This window comes from Rothia sp. 27098_8_27, assembly GCF_041432805.1.
GTDB classification, from domain to species: domain Bacteria; phylum Actinomycetota; class Actinomycetes; order Actinomycetales; family Micrococcaceae; genus Rothia; species Rothia mucilaginosa.
The window spans coordinates 66,541-89,035 of the sequence record NZ_JAPWAJ010000002.1; the positions used below are offsets into that span (position 1 = coordinate 66,541).

20 protein-coding genes are annotated in these 22,495 nt (G+C 58.4%); 12 read left to right on the plus strand and 8 right to left on the minus strand.

Features of this window, described 5'->3' with window-relative positions:
• Positions 1–63: 63 nt before the first annotated feature.
• On the plus strand, positions 64–1,290 hold the full coding sequence (locus tag O3675_RS03800; protein WP_371571065.1) for an AI-2E family transporter: 1,227 nt from the start codon (positions 64–66) through the stop codon (positions 1,288–1,290).
• 210 nt (positions 1,291–1,500) lie between these two features.
• Positions 1,501–2,754: a threonine ammonia-lyase gene (gene ilvA, locus O3675_RS03805; RefSeq protein WP_049355872.1), complete on the plus strand. Its 1,254-nt coding sequence runs from the start codon at positions 1,501–1,503 to the stop codon at positions 2,752–2,754.
• Between the two features lie 168 nt (positions 2,755–2,922).
• Here ilvA and greA read toward each other — a convergent pair whose 3' ends face one another.
• Positions 2,923–3,420 (minus strand): transcription elongation factor GreA, encoded by a 498-nt coding sequence (gene greA / locus O3675_RS03810; RefSeq protein ID WP_049355875.1) that lies wholly within the window; start codon positions 3,418–3,420, stop codon positions 2,923–2,925.
• A gap of 419 nt (positions 3,421–3,839) precedes the next feature.
• On the opposite strand from greA, the gene mca reads away from it, so the two are divergent.
• The 5 genes from mca (at position 3,840) to O3675_RS03835 (ending at position 8,855) form a co-directional block, all read left to right on the plus strand.
• On the plus strand, positions 3,840–4,811 hold the full coding sequence (mca, locus tag O3675_RS03815; protein ID WP_049346795.1) for a mycothiol conjugate amidase Mca: 972 nt from the start codon (positions 3,840–3,842) through the stop codon (positions 4,809–4,811).
• Between the two features lie 279 nt (positions 4,812–5,090).
• Positions 5,091–5,900 carry a polyprenyl diphosphate synthase gene (uppS, locus tag O3675_RS03820; protein WP_049346793.1) on the plus strand — a complete coding sequence of 270 codons (810 nt, stop codon included), beginning with the start codon at positions 5,091–5,093 and terminating at the stop codon, positions 5,898–5,900.
• A gap of 107 nt (positions 5,901–6,007) precedes the next feature.
• Positions 6,008–6,535: a prepilin peptidase gene (locus O3675_RS03825; RefSeq protein ID WP_304268769.1), complete on the plus strand. Its 528-nt coding sequence runs from the start codon at positions 6,008–6,010 to the stop codon at positions 6,533–6,535.
• 127 nt (positions 6,536–6,662) lie between these two features.
• Positions 6,663–7,169, plus strand: a complete 507-nt coding sequence (locus O3675_RS03830; RefSeq protein ID WP_049341532.1) for an NUDIX domain-containing protein — start codon at positions 6,663–6,665, stop codon at positions 7,167–7,169.
• 468 nt (positions 7,170–7,637) lie between these two features.
• On the plus strand, positions 7,638–8,855 hold the full coding sequence (locus tag O3675_RS03835) for an MFS transporter (protein WP_070644151.1): 1,218 nt from the start codon (positions 7,638–7,640) through the stop codon (positions 8,853–8,855).
• A gap of 133 nt (positions 8,856–8,988) precedes the next feature.
• Here O3675_RS03835 and O3675_RS03840 read toward each other — a convergent pair whose 3' ends face one another.
• The gene (locus tag O3675_RS03840) at positions 8,989–10,395 is read right to left on the minus strand and encodes a class II fumarate hydratase (protein WP_049338717.1); all 1,407 of its coding nucleotides are present in this window, start codon (positions 10,393–10,395) and stop codon (positions 8,989–8,991) included.
• 224 nt (positions 10,396–10,619) lie between these two features.
• On the minus strand, positions 10,620–11,339 hold the full coding sequence (locus O3675_RS03845) for a carbonic anhydrase (RefSeq protein WP_005508935.1): 720 nt from the start codon (positions 11,337–11,339) through the stop codon (positions 10,620–10,622).
• 417 nt (positions 11,340–11,756) lie between these two features.
• Between O3675_RS03845 and glpX the strand changes: the two genes are divergently transcribed.
• Entirely contained in the window at positions 11,757–12,764 is a 1,008-nt protein-coding gene (gene glpX, locus O3675_RS03850) for a class II fructose-bisphosphatase (RefSeq protein ID WP_005508933.1), read from the plus strand.
• A gap of 181 nt (positions 12,765–12,945) precedes the next feature.
• Here the strand turns inward: glpX and O3675_RS03855 are convergent, their stop codons facing one another.
• The 3 genes from O3675_RS03855 to O3675_RS03865 form a co-directional block, all read right to left on the minus strand.
• Positions 12,946–13,947 carry a lipid II:glycine glycyltransferase FemX gene (locus O3675_RS03855; RefSeq protein ID WP_371571073.1) on the minus strand — a complete coding sequence of 334 codons (1,002 nt, stop codon included), beginning with the start codon at positions 13,945–13,947 and terminating at the stop codon, positions 12,946–12,948.
• Positions 13,948–13,966: 19 nt separating this feature from the next.
• The gene (purE, locus tag O3675_RS03860; protein ID WP_070629016.1) at positions 13,967–14,605 is read right to left on the minus strand and encodes a 5-(carboxyamino)imidazole ribonucleotide mutase; all 639 of its coding nucleotides are present in this window, start codon (positions 14,603–14,605) and stop codon (positions 13,967–13,969) included.
• 99 nt (positions 14,606–14,704) lie between these two features.
• Positions 14,705–15,895 (minus strand): 5-(carboxyamino)imidazole ribonucleotide synthase, encoded by a 1,191-nt coding sequence (locus O3675_RS03865; protein ID WP_371571076.1) that lies wholly within the window; start codon positions 15,893–15,895, stop codon positions 14,705–14,707.
• 342 nt (positions 15,896–16,237) lie between these two features.
• On the opposite strand from O3675_RS03865, the gene O3675_RS03870 reads away from it, so the two are divergent.
• A complete protein-coding gene (locus O3675_RS03870) occupies positions 16,238–16,855 on the plus strand; it encodes a GtrA family protein (protein WP_371571079.1) in 618 nt (205 codons plus the stop codon).
• 177 nt (positions 16,856–17,032) lie between these two features.
• On the opposite strand, the gene O3675_RS03875 is transcribed toward O3675_RS03870, so the two are convergent.
• On the minus strand, positions 17,033–17,833 hold the full coding sequence (locus tag O3675_RS03875; RefSeq protein ID WP_371571081.1) for a TIGR03089 family protein: 801 nt from the start codon (positions 17,831–17,833) through the stop codon (positions 17,033–17,035).
• 654 nt (positions 17,834–18,487) lie between these two features.
• Between O3675_RS03875 and O3675_RS03880 the strand changes: the two genes are divergently transcribed.
• From O3675_RS03880 to O3675_RS03890, 3 genes are all read left to right on the plus strand, one after another.
• Entirely contained in the window at positions 18,488–18,904 is a 417-nt protein-coding gene (locus O3675_RS03880) for a WhiB family transcriptional regulator (RefSeq protein ID WP_049327922.1), read from the plus strand.
• A gap of 20 nt (positions 18,905–18,924) precedes the next feature.
• Positions 18,925–19,146 carry a DUF3499 family protein gene (locus O3675_RS03885; protein WP_070676117.1) on the plus strand — a complete coding sequence of 74 codons (222 nt, stop codon included), beginning with the start codon at positions 18,925–18,927 and terminating at the stop codon, positions 19,144–19,146.
• Between the two features lie 147 nt (positions 19,147–19,293).
• Entirely contained in the window at positions 19,294–20,628 is a 1,335-nt protein-coding gene (locus O3675_RS03890; RefSeq protein ID WP_371571083.1) for a DUF1461 domain-containing protein, read from the plus strand.
• A 181-nt stretch (positions 20,629–20,809) separates the two neighbouring features.
• Here the strand turns inward: O3675_RS03890 and O3675_RS03895 are convergent, their stop codons facing one another.
• The gene (locus O3675_RS03895; RefSeq protein ID WP_371571085.1) at positions 20,810–22,456 is read right to left on the minus strand and encodes a dolichyl-phosphate-mannose--protein mannosyltransferase; all 1,647 of its coding nucleotides are present in this window, start codon (positions 22,454–22,456) and stop codon (positions 20,810–20,812) included.
• Positions 22,457–22,495: the final 39 nt, after the last annotated feature.

The following is a 22,495-nucleotide window of genomic DNA, read 5'->3' on the forward strand; positions in this document are numbered from 1 at the left end:
CTCCGATGGGGCAGCTGAAGCTACCCCGCACGAGTGCGACACCGATAACGATTTGGAGACACCGTGAAAATTACACCTGTTGCAGAAGAGCATGTAGCCGAGGAGGAGCGCGGCTACCGGGTTCCTTTTTCCATGGAAGTTGCCGGTGCTTGGGCGTGGCGCATCATTATGATTGCCGGCGCAGGCTGGATCCTTTGGAAGGGTCTGGGGCACGTCTCCCTGCTGGTTATTTCTCTTCTGGTGGCTTTGCTTCTGGCGGCTCTGCTGAGCCCCGCCGTGATGCTTCTGCGTAAGAAGGGTGTTCGTGCAGGTGGCGCGGCGGCTATTGCCGAAATCGGTATGATCCTGGTGCTCGCCGGTATTATTTCGCTGACCGGTCAGCAGATTCTGCGCGGTTTTGTGTCCATGGCGGATAAGGCGGTGCAGGGCTACCAGCAGCTGATTGGTTGGCTGAAGAACCTCGGCTACGAGTTCGGTGCCGACCAGATGAACCAGCTGTTGGATCAGATGGAGAGCGCTGTAACCAATAACCCCAGCTCCGTGCTGCACGGTGTGTCTCAGGTGGGTTCGACTGCGGCTGAGGTTGCGACCGGCACCCTGCTGACTCTGTTCACCCTGGTCTTCTTCCTGATGGAGGGCGAGCGTATCTGGCTGTTCGTCACCCGCCTCTTCCCGAAGGATGCGCGTGCCGCAGTCAACGGCGCGGGTCGCGCGGGCTGGAAGTCCCTGGGTGCGTACGTGCGCGTTCAGATTCTGGTGGCGGCTATTGACGCTATCGGCATCGGTATTGGTGCCGCAATTCTGGGTGTTCCGTTGGCTATCCCGCTGGGTGTGTTGGTCTTCCTCGGTTCTTTCGTTCCGGTGATTGGTGCCCTTATTTCCGGTGCTGTGGCTGTGCTGCTGGCGCTGGTTGCTCTGGGTCCGGTGCAGGCGCTGATTATGCTCGGTATTGTTCTGCTGGTTCAGCAGCTCGAATCCCACATTCTGCAGCCGCTCATTATGGGTAAGGCTGTCTCCCTGCACCCGCTGGCGGTTATTTTCTCGGTGGCTGGTGGCTCCATGATTTTTGGTGCGGTGGGTGCTCTGTTCGCCGTACCGACTCTGGCTGTGGTCAACGCGGTGGTGCGTTACCTGGCGGGCCGCGGCTGGGAGAAGGAAGCGCCTCGTGAGGAGGAGTTCCTCTTCCCGCATGAGCTGGAGCGACGTAAGAAGGCTGAAGAGGCTGAAAAGGTGAAGGAAGCTAAAGACTCCGAAGGCTCTGAAGAATCTCAGGAATCTGAGAAGGCTTAGAACTCAGTTCATTGTGACTAACCGCGGGCTAGACGCTCGCACATAACCTAGATCGGGGGCCGTTCTTGCACTACCTGTTGAGAGTGCGGGGACGCCCCCTGCTTTATGTCGGCGCATCCTCTAAAATGGAGTGTGCACTGTGCCACCGCGCGCCCTTCTGCGTGTGGGGCTAGATGCCGCCAGAATACGTACCATCAGAATGGAAACCTCGTGAGCGTAGATCTCGACTCCCTGCCCGTGACCCTCACCGACATTGAACGTGCCGCAGAGCTGCTCGAAGGCGTTATTGAACGCACCCCCGTCGCTCATTCGCGTGCGCTGAGCCAGCGCCTCGGTTCCGAGGTTTTCTTTAAGTGTGAGAACCTGCAGCGTGCCGGTTCCTTCAAGGTGCGCGGCGCGTACGTGCGCATGGCGAAGCTTTCCGAGGAGGAGAAGAAGCGCGGCGTCGTGGCGGCGAGCGCGGGTAACCACGCTCAGGGTGTGGCTCTGGCGGCTGACCGTCTGGGCATTAAGGCTCGTATTTACATGCCGCTGGGTGCGGCGCTGCCGAAGATTACTGCGACCCGTGATCACGGTGCTGAGGTTGAGCTGCACGGCGTGACCGTGGATGAGGCTCTGGCGGAGGCGAAGCGCTACGCCGAAGAGACCGGCGCGGTGTTCGTGCACCCCTTCGACAATGAAGACATTATTGCCGGTCAGGGCACCATCGGTCTGGAGATCCTGGAGCAGGTTCCGGACGTTGACACCGTGATTGTGGGTGTTGGCGGTGGTGGTCTGCTGGCTGGTCTGTCCGCTGCTGTCCGCGCGAAGGAGCAGAAGCTCGGCAAGAAGATCAAGATTATTGGTGTTCAGGCGGAGCACGCGGCGGCGTACCCGCTGTCTCTGGCTGCGGATGCTCTGGTGCCGCTGAAGAAGGTTTCCACCATCGCTGATGGTATTGCGGTGGGCCGCCCCGGTCAGATGCCTTTCTCCATCATCAAGGAGCTGGTGGACGATGTGGCGACCGTGAGCGAAGACGATATCGCTCGCGCCCTGATCTTCCTGATGGAACGTAACAAGCTTGTGGTGGAGCCTGCCGGTTCGGTACCCGTGGCGGCGCTGATGAACGGCAAGCTGAAGGAAGAGTACGGCGACCTGGGTACGGTCGTGTGCGTGCTCTCCGGCGGCAATATTGACCCGATGCTGATGCTGAAGGTGATTCAGCGCGGTCTGTCGGCGGCTGGCCGCTACATGACCGTGAAGATGATGCTGTCTGACCGTCCGGGTGAGCTGGCGACCATCTCCCGCATTATTTCCGAGAACGACGCGAACGTCACCGGTGTGGACCACACCCGCGTGGGTGGCTCGCTCTCCATGGGTGACGTGTCGATTACCATCGACATGGAGACCAAGGGTGTGGAGCACTGCCGCCAGGTTATTTCTGCCCTGGAGGATGAGGGCTTCAAGCCAATCATCGTCTACTAAGCCGATATATTTATTAGCCGACGAGCTGTAATAGGTGCGCCTGAGCTTTATCGGCAGAACGCAAGAATAGACAAAAAACAGTGCGGGGTGCTGACCGTTATAGTCAGCACCCCGCACTGTTTGTTTTAAATCTAGCGCTGTCTCGCAGCCTAGCTTCTTGCTAGTCTCTTAGCCCTGGTAAGGGGTCACGGAGACAATCTTGGCGCTCAGTTCCTTACCGTTCGGAGCGGTGTAGGAAACCTCGTCGCCCTGCTTGGCACCCATAATTGCTGCGCCGAGGGGGGACTTCTCGGAGAAGACCTTCAGGTCGGTGCCGGCAGGGAGGGTGTCCTCAATTTCGCGGGAGCCGAGTAGGAACTTCAGGGTGCGGCCTGCAACCTCAGCCTCGATGACCATGCCGTGGCTTACCACGCCGTCATCAACGGGCGCCTCACCAATCTGTGCGGTTTCGAGCAGATGCTTAAGCTGCTTGATGCGCGCCTCGTTCTTAGCCTGCTCGTCGCGTGCCGCGTGGTAGCCACCGTTCTCGCGGAGGTCACCCTCATCGCGTGCCTGCGCGATGCGGTCAACGATTTCCTGGCGGTACGGGCCGGAGAGGTACTCCAGCTCCTGGGTGAGGCGGTCGAAGGCGTCCTGAGTGAGCCATGCACCGGTGTTTTCAGCCATGCGTGTCCTTTGCTTATGCGCCGGCTCTGCCGGTGCGAAACGAATAAACCCGCTACCGCGTGCCGCGTTCAATGCGCGGCGGTACCGGTAACGGAATGAATCAACAGACCTATTCTAGAGCACCGGAGGATTTTCGGCTGTTATGCCGGTCGTATCTTCCCCTCTGAACGCATCTTCGTCGGTACGCACGCCGGTAGCTGAACACTCCGCCAGCATCAGCCTGTTTCATGCCCGTGAATCTGCTGATATGACGGCACGTTTCACGATGTCACACGGCGTCATCTGCGCTAGTACACCGGCGCTATCCTTGGGTATCATACGAGAAGCTACAACCGTAAAATTTCTGCCGTGTAGCGCTCGTATTCGCGAGTCACAGACACATCATCGACCCCCTGGCGCATCACCTAAAGGAGACCACCGTGAGCGAAGCCATTGAACAGCTGAAGGCAAACCTGCCGTCTCACCCTCCCGTGGACTCCCTCAAACCCCTGGAGGAGGACTACACCGGTCTGCGCATCCTCGCGGTGCACGCCCACCCGGACGACGAATCCTCCAAGGGCGCCGGTACCGCCTCGGCGTATATTGCCCGTGGCGCCCGCTTCATGGTGGCGACGATGACCGGCGGCGAGCGCGGTGACATCCTGAACGAGGAGATCGATAAGAGCCCGCGTGCGCACCGCGACCTGCCGGGTCTGCGCCGTGCTGAGATGGCGGCTGCCCGCGAGATTATGGGTATTGAGCACCGCTGGATTGGCTTCTTCGACTCGGGTCTGCCCGAGGGCGACCCCATGTCGCCGCTTCCCTTCGGTAGCTTTGGCACCATGCCCCTGGACCGTGCCGCCGCGCCGCTCGTGCGTCTGGTGCGTGAGTACCGCCCCCACATCATCATCACCTATGACGAGATCGGCGGTTACCCGCACCCCGACCACATCATGACCCACAAGGTTGCCGTGGAAGCATTCGAGAAGGCAGGCGACCCGGAAGCCTACGTGGGTGAGGGTGAGCCCTGGACCCCACTGAAGCTCTACTACGACCGCGCATTCAACCCCGAACGCACCCTCGCCCTGCACGAGCATCTGCTCGATACGCACGGTGAGAGCCTGCTGAGCGGCTGGATTGAGAACCTCGCGCACCGCGCCTCCTCGGGGGAGGCACCTCGCCACGAGACTACGACCCGCATCCTGGTTCACGAGCACTTTGAGCAGCGCGATCAGGCTTTGCGCGCGCACGCCTCGCAGGTGGACCCGAACGGCGTGTTCTTCGCCGTTCCCAGTGAACAGCTGAAGGACATTTGGCCCTGGGAGGACTACACGCTGGCCGCCTCGCATACTGAGGTTCAGCTGCCCGAATCTAGCCTGGACGAGGGCCTGAGCGACTACTACGTTATCTAGGCTGGGGCGCAGCGCCCCGCGCGTTACAATGATGCCCTTCACCCACGATATGAGTCGTAGGTGAAGGGCATCAACTATTATTAGGCGCGCGATGCGTGCAGCCCCTGTACGCACCCCGGATACCGCCACCAGCCGCCACAAATTTTGAGCCGATTCTCAGCCCAACCGCGATGCTGATTGCCGCGAAGGTACGGCGCGGCGGCGTAGAATAAGAGCTTGGACTCTTTCGTTATGAGCCCGCTGAATTATCTGCCACGACAGCCGAATGAGGTATGAGCTATGAGCGCCAACGCCCTGCCCGTGATTACTGTGCACGGCCACGCCAGCAACCCCGGCACTGTCACTGAGCCTACCATCTATGAGCAGGCTCTGGCGCGCTCGCTGAGCCCCGAATCCCTGCCGGCACATATTGGAGTGCTGGTGGACGGTAACCGCCGCTGGGCGGCTCAGCGCGGCTTGAGCACCCGTGAGGGCCACGCCGCCGGTGCGGAGCGAATTATTGATTTTCTGGCCTGGTGTACTGAGCTGTCGATTCCGCAGGTGAGCCTGTACATGCTCTCCACTGAGAACCTGAAGCGCCCCGAGAAGGAGCTGACCGGCCTGGTCGCTGTGATTGATGCATTTCTGGTGCGTCTGGTGGAGTCCGCCTGCGGTCCGGTGCGCGCCATCGGCAATATTGACCTAATTCCTCCTCAGCTGCACGAGCGCCTGGATTGGGCGATTGAGCAGACTGCGCACCTACCCGGTGTTCGCGTGAACATTGCGGTCGGTTACGGCGGCCGCCAGGAGATTGTGGACGCGGTCCGCTCGGTTCTGCGCGAGGCTGCCGCTGAGGGGGCATCCTTGGACTCGCTTGCCGAACAGCTGAGCGTGGAGGATATTTCTTCGCACCTGTACACCGCCGATATGCCCGACCCGGACCTGCTGATTCGCACTTCGGGCGAGCAGCGCCTGTCCGGTTTCATGACCTGGCAGAGTGCGTATTCTGAGTTTTACTTCTGCCGCGCCCTGTGGCCGGATTTCACACGCGTTGATTTTCTGCGTGCCCTGCGGGATTACGCTAACCGTTCCCGCCGTTTCGGTTCCTAGAACTTGGATGCCCTAGCGCCATCGGTGCATGTTTCTCGGCTGGCTAGCTGGTTCCTGGCTAGCAGCCTCCGGTAGTGCAACCTCCAGCAATACAGAATGGACGTTCTATGCTCGCTGAGCTTTCCCGCCTCTACAACGCTGGAGGCGCCTCCGTTATTGCCGCTCTGGTGCTCGGCAGCTACCTGCTGTATTTCCTGTGGTGCACCCTGCGGCTGTGGCGTATGGACGTGCGGGAGCACCGCCTGCCGCACCGCATCCTGATTCCTTTGGCTATTGCGACCTACACGGCGTTACCGGTGTCTTTGCTTTTTGCCGGTCGCCCCGCCGATATTTGGCGTGTGATTGGTGCCGGTCTGGTGCTGTGGTTCTGCTACCTGCTTCTGCGTATTCTGTCTTTTGGCGCGCTGGGCCGCGGGGATGTGAAGCTTGCCGGCATTCTGGGCGGCGTGCTCGGGTACCTGTCCTGGGCGAATCTGGGCTGGGCGTCGCTGGTGACGTTCCTTGCCGGTGGCTTGGTGTCTTTGGCTCTGGTTCTGTTCACGAAGGCGCGCGGTAGCACCCGCATTGCGTTTGGTCCGTTTATGCTTCTGGGCGCGCTGGTGGCGTTGGCTGCTCCGGCGTATTCTCTGTGGTAGATTCCGAAGTAGGGTGACCGTCCGGCTAAGTGGCGGGCTCGTTCTGTGTGCGGCTCGCGGCTGTTCGCTCTGCTCTCTAGCACCTATTTCTCGGCGGAACTGCCGGGGCTTTTGAAAGGTTGATGTTATGCCTACTCCTCCCTATATCCGTAAGCTGCGTGAGCAGATTGGATCGGATTACCTATGGCTGTCCGGTGCGACGGCTGTGGTGTACCGTGAGCAGGATTCTAAGGTGCTACTGGTGCGCCGTAGCGATAACGGGGCGTGGACCCCGATTACGGGCATTGTGGACCCGGGGGAGAGCCCCGCACTGACCTGCCTGCGTGAGGCGCAGGAGGAGGCGAACGTGCAGATTGAGGTGCTGGAGTTGGCGCAGGTGAAGGCTGACCCGCCGATGCAGTTCGGTAATGGTGACCGCTGCCAGTTCTTGGATCATACGTTCTTGTGCCGCTGGGTTTCTGGTGAGGCGAAGGTGAACGATGAGGAGTCTTCGCAGGTGCGTTGGGCGGATGTGTCTGACCCGGCGGAGCGTGCGTTGCTTTCGGAGCGGATGCTGGACCGTATTGATGCGGCGCTGAACTATGATGGCCACTGCCGTTTTGGTTTGGAGTCGGTGCCGCCGGAAGAACTCTAGACCGGCTACTGGGACTAAATAAAAGCCGCTGATTGAGGCGTGTATATGCAGGAGGGGCGACCCGCCGTCGTGGCGAGTCGCCCCTCCCAGTATTTTTATGACAGTTTGTTACATGTTATTGGGTGGTTCTTCCTGTTTTTCTGTGGGAGTGGGGGTCTGGAAGCCTAAATGTTGCCGTGGTTCTATTTTGTTTTTGTCTTTTTTACTTTAAGTTGTGCCTGTGCATCGAGTTATGAGTGGTGTACATGAGATGCTTTATATATGACGCGGGTTACATTGGGAGTGACGGCCCCGTATTAGTCAGTAACCCGAGAAAGATTCGTTCACGTGATGTTCTGGTGAGCGTAGTCGCTTTCCTTTTACTCTGCCTATAAATCTTTAAGGCATGCCATTTTTCTGTGAACTAGGCTCATTGTGTTCATCGCAATTCTTGGGCGCTATTTTGATGCGTCCTGGAAGGAGCAAAGCATGACAACACATAAAATACCCTGGAGAATCTACGTAGCCCTTATTGGCTCTCTGGTAGGTACAGGAATATATTCCTTCGCCCTACCCATTGCGATTCTCGCTAGTACAGGCGAAATTGGGCTGGCTGGCGTAATGGCGGTAGCCATGCAAATCCCCAATATCGCCTTGGCATATCCACTAGCAACCCTATCGGATAGTCTGCCTCGAAAACCTATGATTGTGATTGCCGGGGCAGTAAACATCCTCAGCATCCTTACCTTGGCGTTGATGATTGAGCAACATATGCTGTCATGGTTCGCCATCGCCGCACTAGGATTTGTGAGCGGTGTCTTCTCCGAGCTGGCTGCTGCCTCAGAAGCAGGATATATTCCGCAGCTTCTCGGACGAGAAAACCTTCTTTCGTATAACGCACGTCGTGAAATTTGCGAGGGAATATCCGCAATCGTTGCGCCCCCTACGGCAGGATTTATTGTTCTTGTCGCGGGTGCAACGGTCGGTCTTATCGTCCCGGTGCTCCTTTTCGGAGCGGCAACTATTTCATACGCAACGTTGCCATCCGTAGAGATGGAAACTAAAACTGAGCAACGCGAAACCGCACAACGTGGATTTATTCACCGCATGTTTGACGGTATCCAATACATGTTCTCCGGCGCCCCGCAGAGACTTATCCTTGTCTACACGTTCTTCTTGGCGGCAGCTACGGCATCGTATTCACTCATCATTATTTACCGCCTGTATGAGGAACTCACTTTTGAAGCCTCAGTGGTAGGCATGATTATGGCCTGCAGCGGTATCGGTGGTATCGTCGCGGCGCTCATCATCGATCGTTTCCTCTCTTTCGAGAACACACGAGGAATGCTACTGGTTGCCAACGTCGTATCCCTGCTTGGAATACCGCTCGTCACCGTCAGCAATAACCCCGTAGTGCTCGGCGCCCTGCTCTTCATCCTGGACGTAGGATGGGCATCAGCTTTCATCTTCTCCAACAATCTGCGTGACTGCATTACACCGAATGAGCTACTGGGGCGTGCCAGCTCCCTTGACGGTGCCGTGTTTGGATTAGGAACGCTGTACTCCATGGGCGCGGTAGCACTGATGCTTGACCATCTCGGCTCCTTCAACGCTGCGCTTGTCGTTAGTATCCCGGCTGTACTCTGCCTCATCTACACGCTGGTCCACTATAAACAGTTCAAAGTGTTTAATATCGTTGAACAATAGCGAGAACCCGCTACCAACTCATTGACGGAGCAGAGAACACATACAGAGGGAGGGGCGACCCGCCGTCATGGCGAGTCGCCCCTCCCTCTATGGTTAAGCCGCGAACCTCAGAGGAGGTTCAGGCGGGGTGAGATTAGAAGTTGCCCAGCATCTTGGTGACGTCCAGAGCCGCATCCAGCTGCTCCTCAGTCACTTCGCCGCGCTCCACATAGCCCAGAGCCACAACTGCCTCACGGACAGTCACCTTGTGAGCCACCGAGTACTTAGCGATCTTCGCAGCAGCCTCGTAACCAATCAGCTTGTTCAGCGGGGTCACGGTCGACGGCGAAGCCTCAGCCAGGAAGCGGCAACGGTCAACGTTAGCGGTCAGACCGTCAATCATCTTCTCCGCCGAAACACGGGAAACGTTAGCGAGCAGGCGGATCGACTGCAGCAGGTTAGCAGCCATCACCGGGATACCCACGTTCAGCTCAAACGCGCCGTTAGTGGAAGACAGAGCAATGGTTGCGTCGTTACCGATAACCTGAGCGGCAACCATGATGGTAGCCTCACAAATCACGGGGTTGACCTTACCGGGCATAATCGAGGAGCCGGGCTGCAGATCGGGGATGTGTAGCTCGCCCAGGCCGGTGTTCGGACCCGAACCCATCCAGCGGATGTCGTTGCTGATCTTCATCAGGCCGTACGCCAGGGTGCGCAGCTGACCAGAAACCTCAATCAGGCCGTCACGGTTAGCCTGAGCCTCGAAGTGGTTACGAGCCTCGGTCAGGGGCAGGCCGGTCTCCTCAGCGAGCAGCTCAATCACGCGAGCGGAGAAGCCGTCCGGGGTGTTAATGCCGGTACCCACAGCGGTACCGCCCAGGGGAACCTCAGCCACGCGGGGCAGGGAAGCGTTCACACGCTCAATGCCGTAACGCACAGTTGCGGCGTAGCCGGAGAACTCCTGGCCCAGGGTGATGGGGGTTGCGTCCATCAGGTGGGTACGACCGGACTTCACAACGTCCTTGAACTCTGCGGACTTGCGCTCCAGGGACTCAGCGAGCACCTCGAGAGCGGGAATCAGGTCCTTCACCAGAGCCTCGGTCACAGCAACGTGCACGGAGGTGGGGAAGACGTCGTTGGAGGACTGGGAAGCGTTCACGTGGTCATTGGGGTGAACCTCAATGCCTTTGGACTCTAGGGAACGGGTTGCCAGGGTTGCCAGAACCTCGTTCGCGTTCATGTTCGAGGAGGTACCGGAACCGGTCTGGAAGACGTCAATGGGGAAGTGGGCGTCGTACTTACCGGTTGCTACCAGATCCGCTGCGTCGCGGATAGCCTGGGCGCGCTCAGCGTCGAGCACCTTGAGTTCCTCATTGGCGGTCGCGGCTGCCTTCTTCACGAGGGCAAGCGCACGAATATGGGCGGATTCGAGGGTCTGACCCGAAATCGGGAAGTTCTCGACTGCGCGCTGGGTCTGTGCACGGTAGAGTGCATCAGCCGGAACGCGAACTTCGCCCATGGTGTCATGTTCAATGCGGTATTCAATGTTTTCAGCCATATCTCTAGGATAGGCGTTCAAAGTGGCTTACGTCGCCTCGAAAAGGTGTCAAAAGAGGAAAAACGCTCATAAATTTTGCGGCGTGAGAAGGCGTGTAAAAACCCCGCCCCGGTAGATGTGCGAACACGCTACCGTGGCGGGGGTATCCCATAGAAAAATCTGTTCTTAAGTGCGAGCATGTGGGTTCTCGCGCTAAGGCTCGTAATGAGCGGAGAAGAGGAAACCTAGTCCAGGTTCTCGGCAACCACAACGCGCGGGGGAGTCTTCACGACCACCGGAAGCGTCTGAGTCGGCGGGTTCTGCGCGTCGTTCTTCTCCTCCGGCAGGGTCAGGTCCTGCGAGCTGAACACCAGCTCTGCCTTACCTTCCTTCAGATGGTAGAAGACACCAATCACGGCGACCTTACCCTCAACCACTGCATCCGAAATGATGTGGGACTGCTCAATAATTCGGATGGCGGTCTGGCGGGTGTGCTCACGCACCATGTCGTTGACGACCGGGTTCTCCGGCAGCTTCGGGGACATCACCGAAGGCAGGATGTGCTGCACCAGGTTACGGATGAAGCCGTGCGGCATCTCACCGGACTCCAGGGACTTGCTGGCCGCAGTCACAGCACCGCAGGAGTCGTGACCGAGAACCATCACGATAGGGGTCTCAAACTCATCAACCGCGTACTCCAACGAACCGAGCGCGGCATTCTCCAGCACATGACCGGCGGTACGCACCACGAACGCGTCGCCCAGGCCCAGATCAAAAATAATCTCTGCCGCGAGGCGAGAGTCACCGCAACCGAAAATCGAGGCGAACGGGAACTGACCCGATGCCAGGTCGGTACGGCGAATCGTGTCCTGGTTGGGGTGCTCATTGCTACCCTCAACAAAACGGCGGTTACCGTCCTTCAGACGCTTCCATGCTTCTGCGGGAGTCGGTTGGATGCCAGCCATGTGATGCTCCTTAGCGGACAAATACAGATAACGCGTGCCGTCGGAGCCAGCGAATCTGCGAACGGGTATGTGGGGCTTCAGGCGCTTGCGCTGAAGCTGAGTTTCTCGCCGGGAGCCTCCCGGAGAAAGAACCTACCTCAAATATGCCTTAAATATGCGAAAAATAGCTAGTTTGGCGCGCCTTCACAACACCCAAAATCAGCACCTCAGAGCGTATGAAGTGTCGAAGGGAGACGCAGCCCTCACCAATTTGCCGCATCTGCTCACCTTAAAGTCAACACGCACGCAAACTCGTTCAGAACAAGAAAAACGAAGCGCCCGCGCGCTATCCTGAAAGGAGCACTACTGCGTCGGCGACTTCGTGCTGGAAAGAACCAGCCAGCCGACGGTGTATTCAGAAATCTCGAAGGTGAGTCTATGACTACGAACAACAACCACGGCGATCGCAACCTCGCAATGGAACTGGTCCGCGCGACTGAAGCAGCAGCAATTGCTGCAGGCCCCTGGGTCGGCGCAGGCGAAAAGAACCTCGCAGATGGTGCAGCCGTAGACGCAATGCGTTACCGCCTCTCCACCGTCAACTTCAACGGCACCGTCGTCATCGGTGAAGGCGAGAAGGACAAGGCTCCCATGCTGTACAACGGCGAGAACGTCGGCGACGGCTCCGGTCCCTCCCTCGACGTGGCGGTTGACCCCATCGACGGTACCCGCCTGACCGCACTCGGCATGGACAACGCCCTCTCCGTGATTGCTGTGGCAGACGGTGGCACCATGTTCGACCCCTCCGCAGTGTTCTACATGGAGAAGCTGGTCACCGGCCCCGACGCCGCAGAGTTCGTCGACCTGCGCTTGCCCGTCAAGCAGAACCTGCACCTGGTCGCTAAGGCTAAGGGCAAGAAGGTTAGCGAGCTGACCGTATGCGTGCTGGACCGCCCCCGCCACGCCAAGCTGATTCAGGAGATTCGCGAGGCAGGTGCCCGTACCCGCATCATCCTCGACGGTGACGTTGCCGGCGCTATCGCAGCCTGCCGCGAAAACACCGGCGTGGACCTCATGCTCGGCACCGGCGGCACCCCCGAAGGCGTTGTCGCAGCATGCGCTATCAAGGCAACCGGTGGCGTTATCCAGGGCCGCCTGGCACCGACCGACGAGGCAGAGCGCGAAAAGGCACTGGAAGCCGGCCACGATCTCGACCGCGTGCTGACCACCAACGACCTGGTCACCAGCGACAACTGCTTCTTCGCCGCAACCGGTATCACCGACGGCAAGTTGCTGCGCGGCGTGCGTTACAGCAAGAACGTTGTGACCACCCAGTCGCTGGTTATGCGTTCCTCCTCCGGTACCGTGCGTACCGTTGAGGCAGAACACCGCCTCTCCCGCCTGCGCGAGATCCTCTCGCACACCAAGAGCCCCGAAGAGCAGTAATCCTCGAAGAGTAGTAATCTTCGCCCCCGCAAGGGCTGAGGAGCCGCGCTAAGACTCCTCAAACATTGCACATACATACACAGGGAGCCGCCCCCACCGAAGAACTCGGTGAGGGCGGCTCCCTCATGTATTTAGCTTTTAGTTCTCAGGATACGCCCCAGTAGCGGTGCGCCTGAACCCGTTAGCGAGAGCGGAAAGACTGAACCTTCGCCTTCGCCTTCGACACCGCATCGCGAACCGCCGGACGAGCCTTGTACGCCAGGGTGTAGGCGCGGTAACCCAGCGAGGTCACCGGAACATCCCAGGTACCCGGGTACTCCACAGACTTGCCACCGAAGGACTTCTTGAACTTCGTGAAACCAGCCCACTCGTGGTCCGGCTGATCCTCCGGCGCAATACCGAAGAGGTCAACGTACTTCAGACCCTTACGCTTAGCGTCCAGGATAAAGTTCGTCACCACCACAACACCTGCACTAAGGTTGCGGTGCTCGAAGGAAGCCGCAGCGTGCGCGTAGGTGCGGGTGTCATCCGAATCGTACACAAACGCCGCCGCAATCGGGGTGCTCTCACCGTTCTCATCGGTCAGCTTCGCAATGTACAGGGACGCCGCACCGGCGGGCATCAGCACGCGAGCAACCTGCATCAGGTAGTCGTCGTGCTGACGGTTAAAACCGTTACGGTCCGCGGTTTCCTCGAGGAAGCCGAAGAGAATCGTCATATCCCAGGGATTGGTCGACACCTCAATGGTCACGCCCTTTTTGTGGATATTACGATGACGATTACGGTAACTGGAGCTCATTCCCTTGAGGATTTCGTCCTCAGTGCCCGAAAGATCAATAATCTGAGTGTGCGAAGGCTGCACCTGGCGAGGAGCCAGAACCGCACCGCGATGAGCCAAGAAAGCAGCCGCATCCTGATCGCCCCAAATAGCGGATTCAGTAGGCTCAATGCGCACAAACAGGCAACGAAGCTTCGCGGCCTCTTCCTTCAACGACGCGAGAGCCTCATCAAAAGCCACAGCGCTGGAGGCGACCGGTCCGTACGGGCTGTACAGGTAGCGGCCGGTAGCGCCGCCCTCAACGGTTGCAAGGTACGACCAGCCGTTACCGCTCTTACGAATTACGGTGTGACCATTAGATTCCTGAAAACGTGCCCAAATATCGGACTGAAGAATATTGCTCATCCTTCTAGTGTATCCGAGCTTAGGGAACGTAAGCCTGGGGCTCCGACGAAGCCTCGGGAGCAGAAACGGGGCGGGGTGCGGAGGAGCTCTCCTCCGCCTCGCGCTCGGCCGCTGCCTTTGCCTTCGCCTCGGCAACTCGGGTGCGCAGAGCGGCTCCCTTGTCCATTGCGGTCTGGCGCAGATTCTGAGAGAACTGACGCAAATCAGCGTGAACCTGCTGAGCAAACGCATCGGTGCCCGAACCCAGAATACGCAGAGCCAGCAGACCCGCATTGCGAGCGCCGTTAATGGAGACGGTAGCTACCGGAACACCGGCGGGCATCTGAACAATCGACAGCAGCGAGTCCATGCCCTCGAGGTTCTTCAGACGCACCGGAACACCAATCACAGGCAGAGCGGTCACGGAAGCGAGCATACCGGGCAGATGAGCGGCGCCGCCGGCACCGGCAATAATCACGCGAATACCGCGGCTGTGAGCCTTCTTGCCGTACTCAATCATGTCCTCGGGCATGCGGTGTGCAGAAACAACATCAGCCTCGTAAGGGATGCCGAACTCGTCCAGAACCTCGGCTGCGGCCTCCATGACCGACCAATCCGAATCCGAACCCATCACAATGCCAACAATGGGCTGGGAAGAATTATAGGGAGACTGAGACATAATCCTCATATCCTTTCAGGATGCGGTGGCGAACCACCATCAATAGGGTGCGTCGGATACGCAGGATGCTCTCACCCCACGCACCGGCTAAAAATAGGGCTACAGGGGGCGGCCGTCACGCAAAATGGAGGCGGCATTCGCGGCGCTATGGCGCAGCGCCTCAAGCTCAGCCACCGTGCCAGAAATATTCACGTGACCAATCTTGCGGCCCGGACGAGTCTCCTTGCCGTAGAAGTGAATCTTCGCGCGCGGTTCAGCCGAAAGCGCCAGCGGGTAGACGCCGAAAATGTCTTCGTTCTCGCCGCCCAGGTAGTTCTTCATCACGGCAACACCCTCCAGCACAGAGGTATCACCCAGCGGAAGGTCGAGTACCGCACGCAGGTGCTGCTCGAACTGGCTGGTCACCGAGCCGTCCTGAGTCCAGTGGCCGGTGTTGTGCGGGCGCATCGCCAGCTCGTTGATGTAGAAGCCTGCGGGGGAGCCGGGAACCTCGAAAAGCTCGGCAGCCATCACACCGGTGACGCCCAGCTCGGAGGCAATGGTCACCGCAGCGGCTGCGGCAGCCTCAGCAATCTCGGGGTCCAGGTTCTGCGCGGGGGCAATCACCTCGTCACAGATGGAGTTCACCTGGATGGTCTCAACAACCGGCCAGGGGCGCACTTCGCCGCTTTCACGGCGAGCCACTAGAGCGGAGAGCTCACGGGTGAAGGGCACTTTCTCCTCGGCAAGTAGAGCGGAGAAATCAGTGCGGGAAGGTAGCTGCTCGAACCATTCGGCGCTGCGCTCGCGAGCCTCCTCGGGGGAGTTCAGGACGAGTACGCCCTTGCCGTCGTAGCCGCCGCGCGGGGTCTTCAGCACCACGGGCCAGCCGATTTCATCGCCGAAGGCGAGTAGTTCGTCCAGGGTAGAAACCTTAGCCCAGCGGGGGTTCGGCAGGCCCAGACGCTCAATAGCGGCGCGCATCAGGAGCTTGTCCTGAGCGTACTGGAGAGCTTCGGGACGGGGCTGAACATTCACACCCTCCGCCATGAGGGTGCGCAGAAATTCAGTGGGCACGTGCTCATGATCGAAAGTGATGACATCCTTGCCGCGAGCAAATTCGCGGAGGGTGTCCAGATCTTTGTAGTCCCCTACGGGAGCGGTACGTACCGCTGCCACGGCGCCAACGGTGGGCGCCTCCGCGAGAATCTGCAGGTCGAGGCCAAGGTTAGTTGCTACGGGAGCCATCATGCGGGCCAGCTGGCCTCCGCCGATGACGCCAATTACGGGTCCAGTCACAGGGTAAGTCACAGCACCTAAGTGTACCGGTTTCAGAGTGCTTATGGGAGCAAGACCACATTAAGGTCACAGAATGGGTTTAGCTGGGCGGCAGAGCCCAATATTTGGGCGTAAAAGCCGGAAGAAATCGTAAAAACCTGCCTTCTGCCCAGTCAACGTGAGATGAAAGGGAATGTCTCGTTAGCTGGGAGGGCTGTGGAAAAACTCTCAAAGGTACAAACAACCAACCGGGACTGTATTAACATATAAGAGCTTGTAAAAGAGGCTGAAACAACCGTCGGACATTGCGTTACCAACGCCAACCGGCGCCAATCTTCCCTTTTTCCCGATAAATCTCCGCTAGATAGGTCCCGCATGAGCGCACAGACGAAACCGACCCTCACCGAACGCCTGAAATCCCTCTGGGACAGCTACGGTATTGAGGTGCTCAAATTCGGTACCGTGGGCGGTGCCGCCTTCATCGTCAACTCTGTAACGGTGTGGGTGCTGATGATGACCATCATGTCGGAGTCCCACACCAAGGCGAAGGTCGTTGCAAGTATTGTCGCAACCATCTTCTCTTGGCTCATGAACCGCCTGTGGACCTTCCGCGACTCCCGCTCCGAAAACTGGAAGCGTGAAGCGGTCGAATTCGGCCTGGTCAACCTGCTCGGTATTCTCGTTGAAGCAGGCTGTGTGGCATTCAGTACCTACGTGCTGAACCTGCGCACCCCCGAGGCATCCTTCATCTCCGGTACGATTATCGGTACCATTCTGGGCACCATTCTTCGCTACTTCCTCTACCGCTTCTGGGTGTACGGTTCGCACCGTCAGAAGGTTGAAGAGGGTGAAGGTACCGACCACGAGGAACTCGGCCGCATGTTTGATGAAGCCGCCGCCATTCTTGATGGCGAAGAACCTGCAGCCCGTAAGGCAACCTCTGAAGCAGCCGCACCCGAGTCGCAGTCGAAGCCGGGCTCGCAGAACTCCTAAGCTTCTCGGATTGAACTCCTCGGACTGCAGAAGCAGCTTAGTTAGAACGTGATATAACGATTCATCCCCCGATACGAACGGTATCGGGGGATGAGTCGTTTAAAGACCTATATATTTTTCGCCCTCCGTGTGATTGGTAGCCACCCGTGCGATTTTTCGGGCAACAGGGGAGGGACGCTATGCGCGGGGGATCTCTGCCGCACGCTCGGCAACCATCAAAGACGCCAGCTGCCCATCCTGCCAGTTGACGCTCGGGTCAGCCACAAACACCGCATGACCGGAGAGCAAAATCGCCAGAACCTCCAACAGGGCGCTCAGGGTCGCCTCCGAGGCATCAAAACCGTAGTCGGGGCTCAACTCCAAAGCGAGCGCACGCTGCCCCGAAGGTAGCGTATAGCCCGCCGTACGATAGGCCTGTGCCTGAATGAGAGCCTGCCCGTAGGCTTCCGCATAGCTGAAACCCTCAATGATTTCTGCCGAATCATCGGGAAGCAGACCCGAGTACTGGTCGCCGAAGCTACGCACCAGCGCGCAATAATCGAGTACCTCATCAGCGTGGGAAGACAGCGCCTGCAGATCGCCGGTGTAGGAAAGCGCCAGCGGGGCACGATCCACCGCCAGAAGGTACGCGGGGTCATTCGTGTAGCCCGCCTCCTGTTCGGTGCAGACCGCGGCAACCAGCGGCTCATCCTGGTGCAGTAGCGCACCAACTCGCAACGCCGCCAGGCCCAGAACAATAGTGCGCCAGTGCAGAGGCGCTTGAAAGTCAAAACCCTCGCCGGGCTCCAGTTCGCATTCTTCAACCAGCAGGTTTGCGCTCTTATCAATCCAGTTCATGAGGACCCTGCCGGAGAGCTCAATGCGCTCGCCGTTTGCTGAGTACCAGATGAGGGCGGGGGTCTGCTGGCTGCTGAGCTTCTCAAAAAAGCGGTTCAGAGTTGTAGGCACGGATGCGCCGGTGGGGGAGAGAGTAACCATGGGTTTCACTCTACCGCACCGGGGATGGAGAGGTCAGGGAGAATGTGCGCGGTGCTAAAAGATGCAAAGGTAAAGTAAAAACGCCTAAGGGTGCCCTAAAAACCTAATGGTTCAAAATGTTTGACAGTCCTAAAGCCTCATTTTGGTAATGTGGCATAAAAATAAGTTGGAAATGTAAATGCTTCGCAATGCCTCGGAAAAATATTCAGAAACTGCATAGTGAAAAAGATAAGTTTTCCTTATCTAATTATTAGATTCTTTCCCCGAGCTCGAGATGGGAGAGGTGGGGGTGGTCGCCGTAAGTCCTTATATTTGCAGTCAGGATGCGGAATTTGCAAGCGGTGGAAACTAGTCCTGGAGAAGGGGAAACTTAAGGTGCTCCTTGGGTGTGAGAGAGGGCAAGTGGTGTGTGTGAAAATGCATAAAGGTCAAATTTACATTAAATATGACGCTCCTAACACATACATCTAAATATTGTTTAAGTCTAGTTTGACGAAACGGCGTGTCGCACGTCTAATAGATATATAAGCGTGTTTGCCTTGGAGGGACCGTAGAGGCCAAAGCGAACCATGCCACACCATACACACTAAGATTCCGTCCACGACGGATCCGCAGACTCATTAAGCTCACAATGAGAACACGGAAGGAAAACCCATGGGCTCCTACATTGCATCGGACCGCTCCATCGCGGCCGCGCGCGCATCAGGCGCTCAGCACCGTAGCATGAATCCCACTCATTCTCTCGAAAAAGCCGCCGACGCCTTTCTCGCAGATGCAGAACGAAACATGCCTGCCTGCACCGACGTATGGACCGCAGCGGCAGGACTCTACGGAACCGAAGGCGAAGACGGAGAACTCGCCTGGCAAGCTGAAGCACTCTGCGCCCAAACCGATCCTGAAGCCTTCTTCCCCGAGAAGGGCGGCTCCACCCGAGACGCCAAAAGGGTATGCGGTGTATGCCCCGTGCGCGAAGAATGTCTACAATATGCAATGGACAATGACGAGCGCTTCGGAATCTGGGGCGGGCTGTCAGAACGTGAACGCCGCCGACTGCGCAAGCAGGCGAGCTAAGCCAGGAAGGTACCATCCACATGCAGACCGCACGACTGTGCTCCCGCCAAACCTGCCAGCGAGAGGCGACTGTTACTCTCCACTACTCCTACGCAGACTCCACGGCAATCATTGACGCACTCTCTGAATTCCGCGAACCCCACGCCTACGACCTCTGCGACGACCACGCCGCACGGCTGACGGCACCGCAGGGTTGGCGAGTGGTCTACAAGGTACCCGTTCAGGACACCACCGAATCCTAGAATTCAAACCCAAGAATTTAAACACCCGAATGCAAAGAACCTTCCGCGAATTCATGCGGAAGGTTCTTTGCGTATGAGAAACTGGCAGATAGTACAGATACCCGCAACTCACTCAAACACCATTCACTCGAAAAGAACGCGAGATCCATGAGCAAAGAAACACACCGAGGAATGTGGGGCGCACTGCGCCCGGCCATCCGCCGAAATAGCGCCGAAGAACTCCTCAAAGCTCGCCGAGCAGAGACCGTGACCAGCGAACCGGCACCGCACACCGGCGCCTTCGGACGCATCGCAGCAGACGTACCCACCGTCGCCGAAGAACCCGACCTGCCTACCGGCTCCGTACCCGTCGTCCCCGCACGCAGCAAACTCCGCGAACAGGGCGTCGGCACCCGCGTACGCACCCGCACCAACGTCTCCACCGGCTTCGTGCCCCTCGTGCGCGACTCGCAGAGCACCCCCAAAAATCCGACGCTCAGCGACCTCAACCGCGAAACCATGCAGAGGGCAGCCGAAGCAGAAGCAGCTGCAGCAGCAGAAGCCGAAAATGCGGCTGAAGCAGAACCCGTCGCTACCGCGGAGGCGGCAAGCGCCTCCACCGCCGGACGCAAGTACCGCACCGAAACCACCCGCACCGGTCACACCCACGCGGTCGCGGACCCCAACGCGCCGCTGTCTTCCCTGGCAGCCTCGCCCGAAGCTGCAGAACGCGCCGCAGCCCGCGAAGACGCCGTAGAAGACACCCCGCGCTTCCTCAAGCTCCGCGCAACCCTCATCGCGCTCACCGTGCCGCTGACCGTACTCATGATCGCGATCCGCGCTGTAGCCTCCGCGCCCTTCCTCTGGCTCGAATACCACCGCCCCGGATTCCCCGAAGACAGCTACGGCTACTACCTCGTCGAGAGGATGCGCCTGGGCTCCTACGGCGTGGATTACATCAACAACTTCGCGCCGCGCGAATACCTCGCCCGCGTCACCACCGGTGCCGACAACACCCTCGCCTTCACCGAAGCAGAAGTGAACCACATGCACGACGTGAAATGGGTACTGCTCATCGCCACCGTAGCCGTTGCCGCACTCTTCCTGCTGACGCTCTTTAGCAGTATCTCCCTGCGCGAGCGCGCCCCCGGAACCATCCGCCGCAGCCTCTTCTCGGGCGCATGGATTACCCTGGGACTCATTGCGGTGCTCGGCGTTGTGGGCGTCTTCGGTTGGGAATGGCTGTTTACCAGCTTCCACCAGGTGTTCTTCCCGCAGGGCAACTGGGAATTCTCCGTACGAAGCTCCCTGATCCGCCTCTACCCGCCGCAATTCTGGATCGACGCGGCAATCGCCGTAGCGGTCCTCGTAGCAGTGCAGATTACGCTCCTGCTCGTGACCACTTGGCCCACCAAATACCGCAAGCTCAAGGCAGAACGCCGCCGCCAGGAACGCCAGGAACTGCGCGTCAAGCTCGCCTCCGCACGAGTCGGCGACAACTAAAATCATCAACCACTTCACCGTGCAAACCAGCGCGGAAAGGGTACAACGAAGGGGGCTGGGCTCTACCACACGGTAGAACCCAGCCCCCTTCGCTATACCCAAGCTCGCATCGCTCGCGCCTGAACCCAGGACTAAACCTGAGTCTAAGACCAGGTCTAAAACCCCAGCCTAAAACCTGAGCCTAAATCCAGGACTTAAACCACATATGCGAATACCACTGCTCATACGGAATCACCTGAGCAGTCCACAGCGGCATAAAGTACGCACTCAACATCAGCACACCCACCAGGTAAATCGCCACCAGTGTCACGCCCAAACGGGCACGCAACACCGAACCGCGAGCACCCGACAGTGCCAGACCCAAAACACCCGCCAACAGCAGGATCAGGAACGGCTCAAAGGACAGAGCGTAGAAGTAGAACATCGTACGATTCGGGTACATAAACCACGGGAAATAGCCCGCACCGAACACAACCAGTAGCGCACCAAAACGCCAATCACGCTTCAGCACCAAAACCAGAAGCGCCACAATAATTGCCGGAATAAAAGCCCACCAAATCGCCGGGTTACCGATATTCAAAATAGCCTCGGAACAGGACTTCACGGTACAACCCGAAGAACCCAGCTTCGGCGACTCATAGTAGTACGAGGTCGGGCGGCCCAAAACCAGCCACTGCCACGCCTGCGAAGAATACGTATGCGGGCTGCTCAAACCAGAATGGAACTTAAATGCCGAAACATGGTACTCCCACAAGGAACGCAAATCCTCAGGAAGCCACATGACACCCTTGCCCGGGTTCTCAACAGCCCAGCGGCGGAAATACGCATTCGACGACTGGAACCAGCCCGCCCAAGTGCTCAGATACACCAGCAGACCCACACCAATCATCTGGAAAAATGCGGGGATACCGTCACGCACCAGCGCCGTCAAACCCCACTTGTTCAGACCCACAATACGGCGAGCGTTAATATCCCAGAACACCGTGAGCAGACCCATTGCCGCAATAAAGAACAACGAATTCCACTTCACGCCCACCGCGGCACCGGCGCACACACCGGCAGCGAAACGCCACAGGCGCAGACCCATGCTCGGGCCCCACGGCATCGGCGGAAGCACACCGCCATTCTGGCGTGCCGCCTCCGCAATATGGCGCGCCAACACGCGCCGCGCCTGAATACGGTCAAGCACCAGACACACAAAAGTCGCCAAAATCCAGAACATCTGGAAAATATCCAGCAGAGCCAAACGAGACTCCACCAGCATCAGACCATCCACAGCAGCCAGCAGCGCCGCAATAGTCGCCACCGTCATCGAACGGAACAGCAACCAGCCAACATAGGCAATCAACGCCACCGACAGGGTGCCAATCACCGCAGCAGAAACACGCCAACCAAAGGGATTATTATCACCAAAAATTGCCATGCCCGCGGCAATCATCCACTTACCCAACGGAGGATGCACCACATACTCCGGCGAATCCGTCAACAGACCCGACGGGTGACCCGCCGCAAAGGAAGCATTAGCGTCCTTCGACCAGCTCAACTCATAGCCATAATGCACATACGAGTAGGCGTCCTTGGCGTAGTACGTCTCATCAAAAACAATGGCATTCGGATGCGCCAAATTATAAAAACGCAGAATACCGGCAACCAGCACAATCAATGCAGGCGCCAACCAGCCCCAACGCGGGGCACGAATATAGGCAACAGCGAGCGCATCCAGCAGAGAATCGAGGCCGTAACGACCGCGTTCAGACGAAGAACGGGTCAAATCGGCCGGACCAACCGGAGCGGCAGATGCGGGAGAAAGTAGCTTAGGTATCTTCACCCCATCAATCCTAAAGGGTCAGAACGCACGATGCACCAT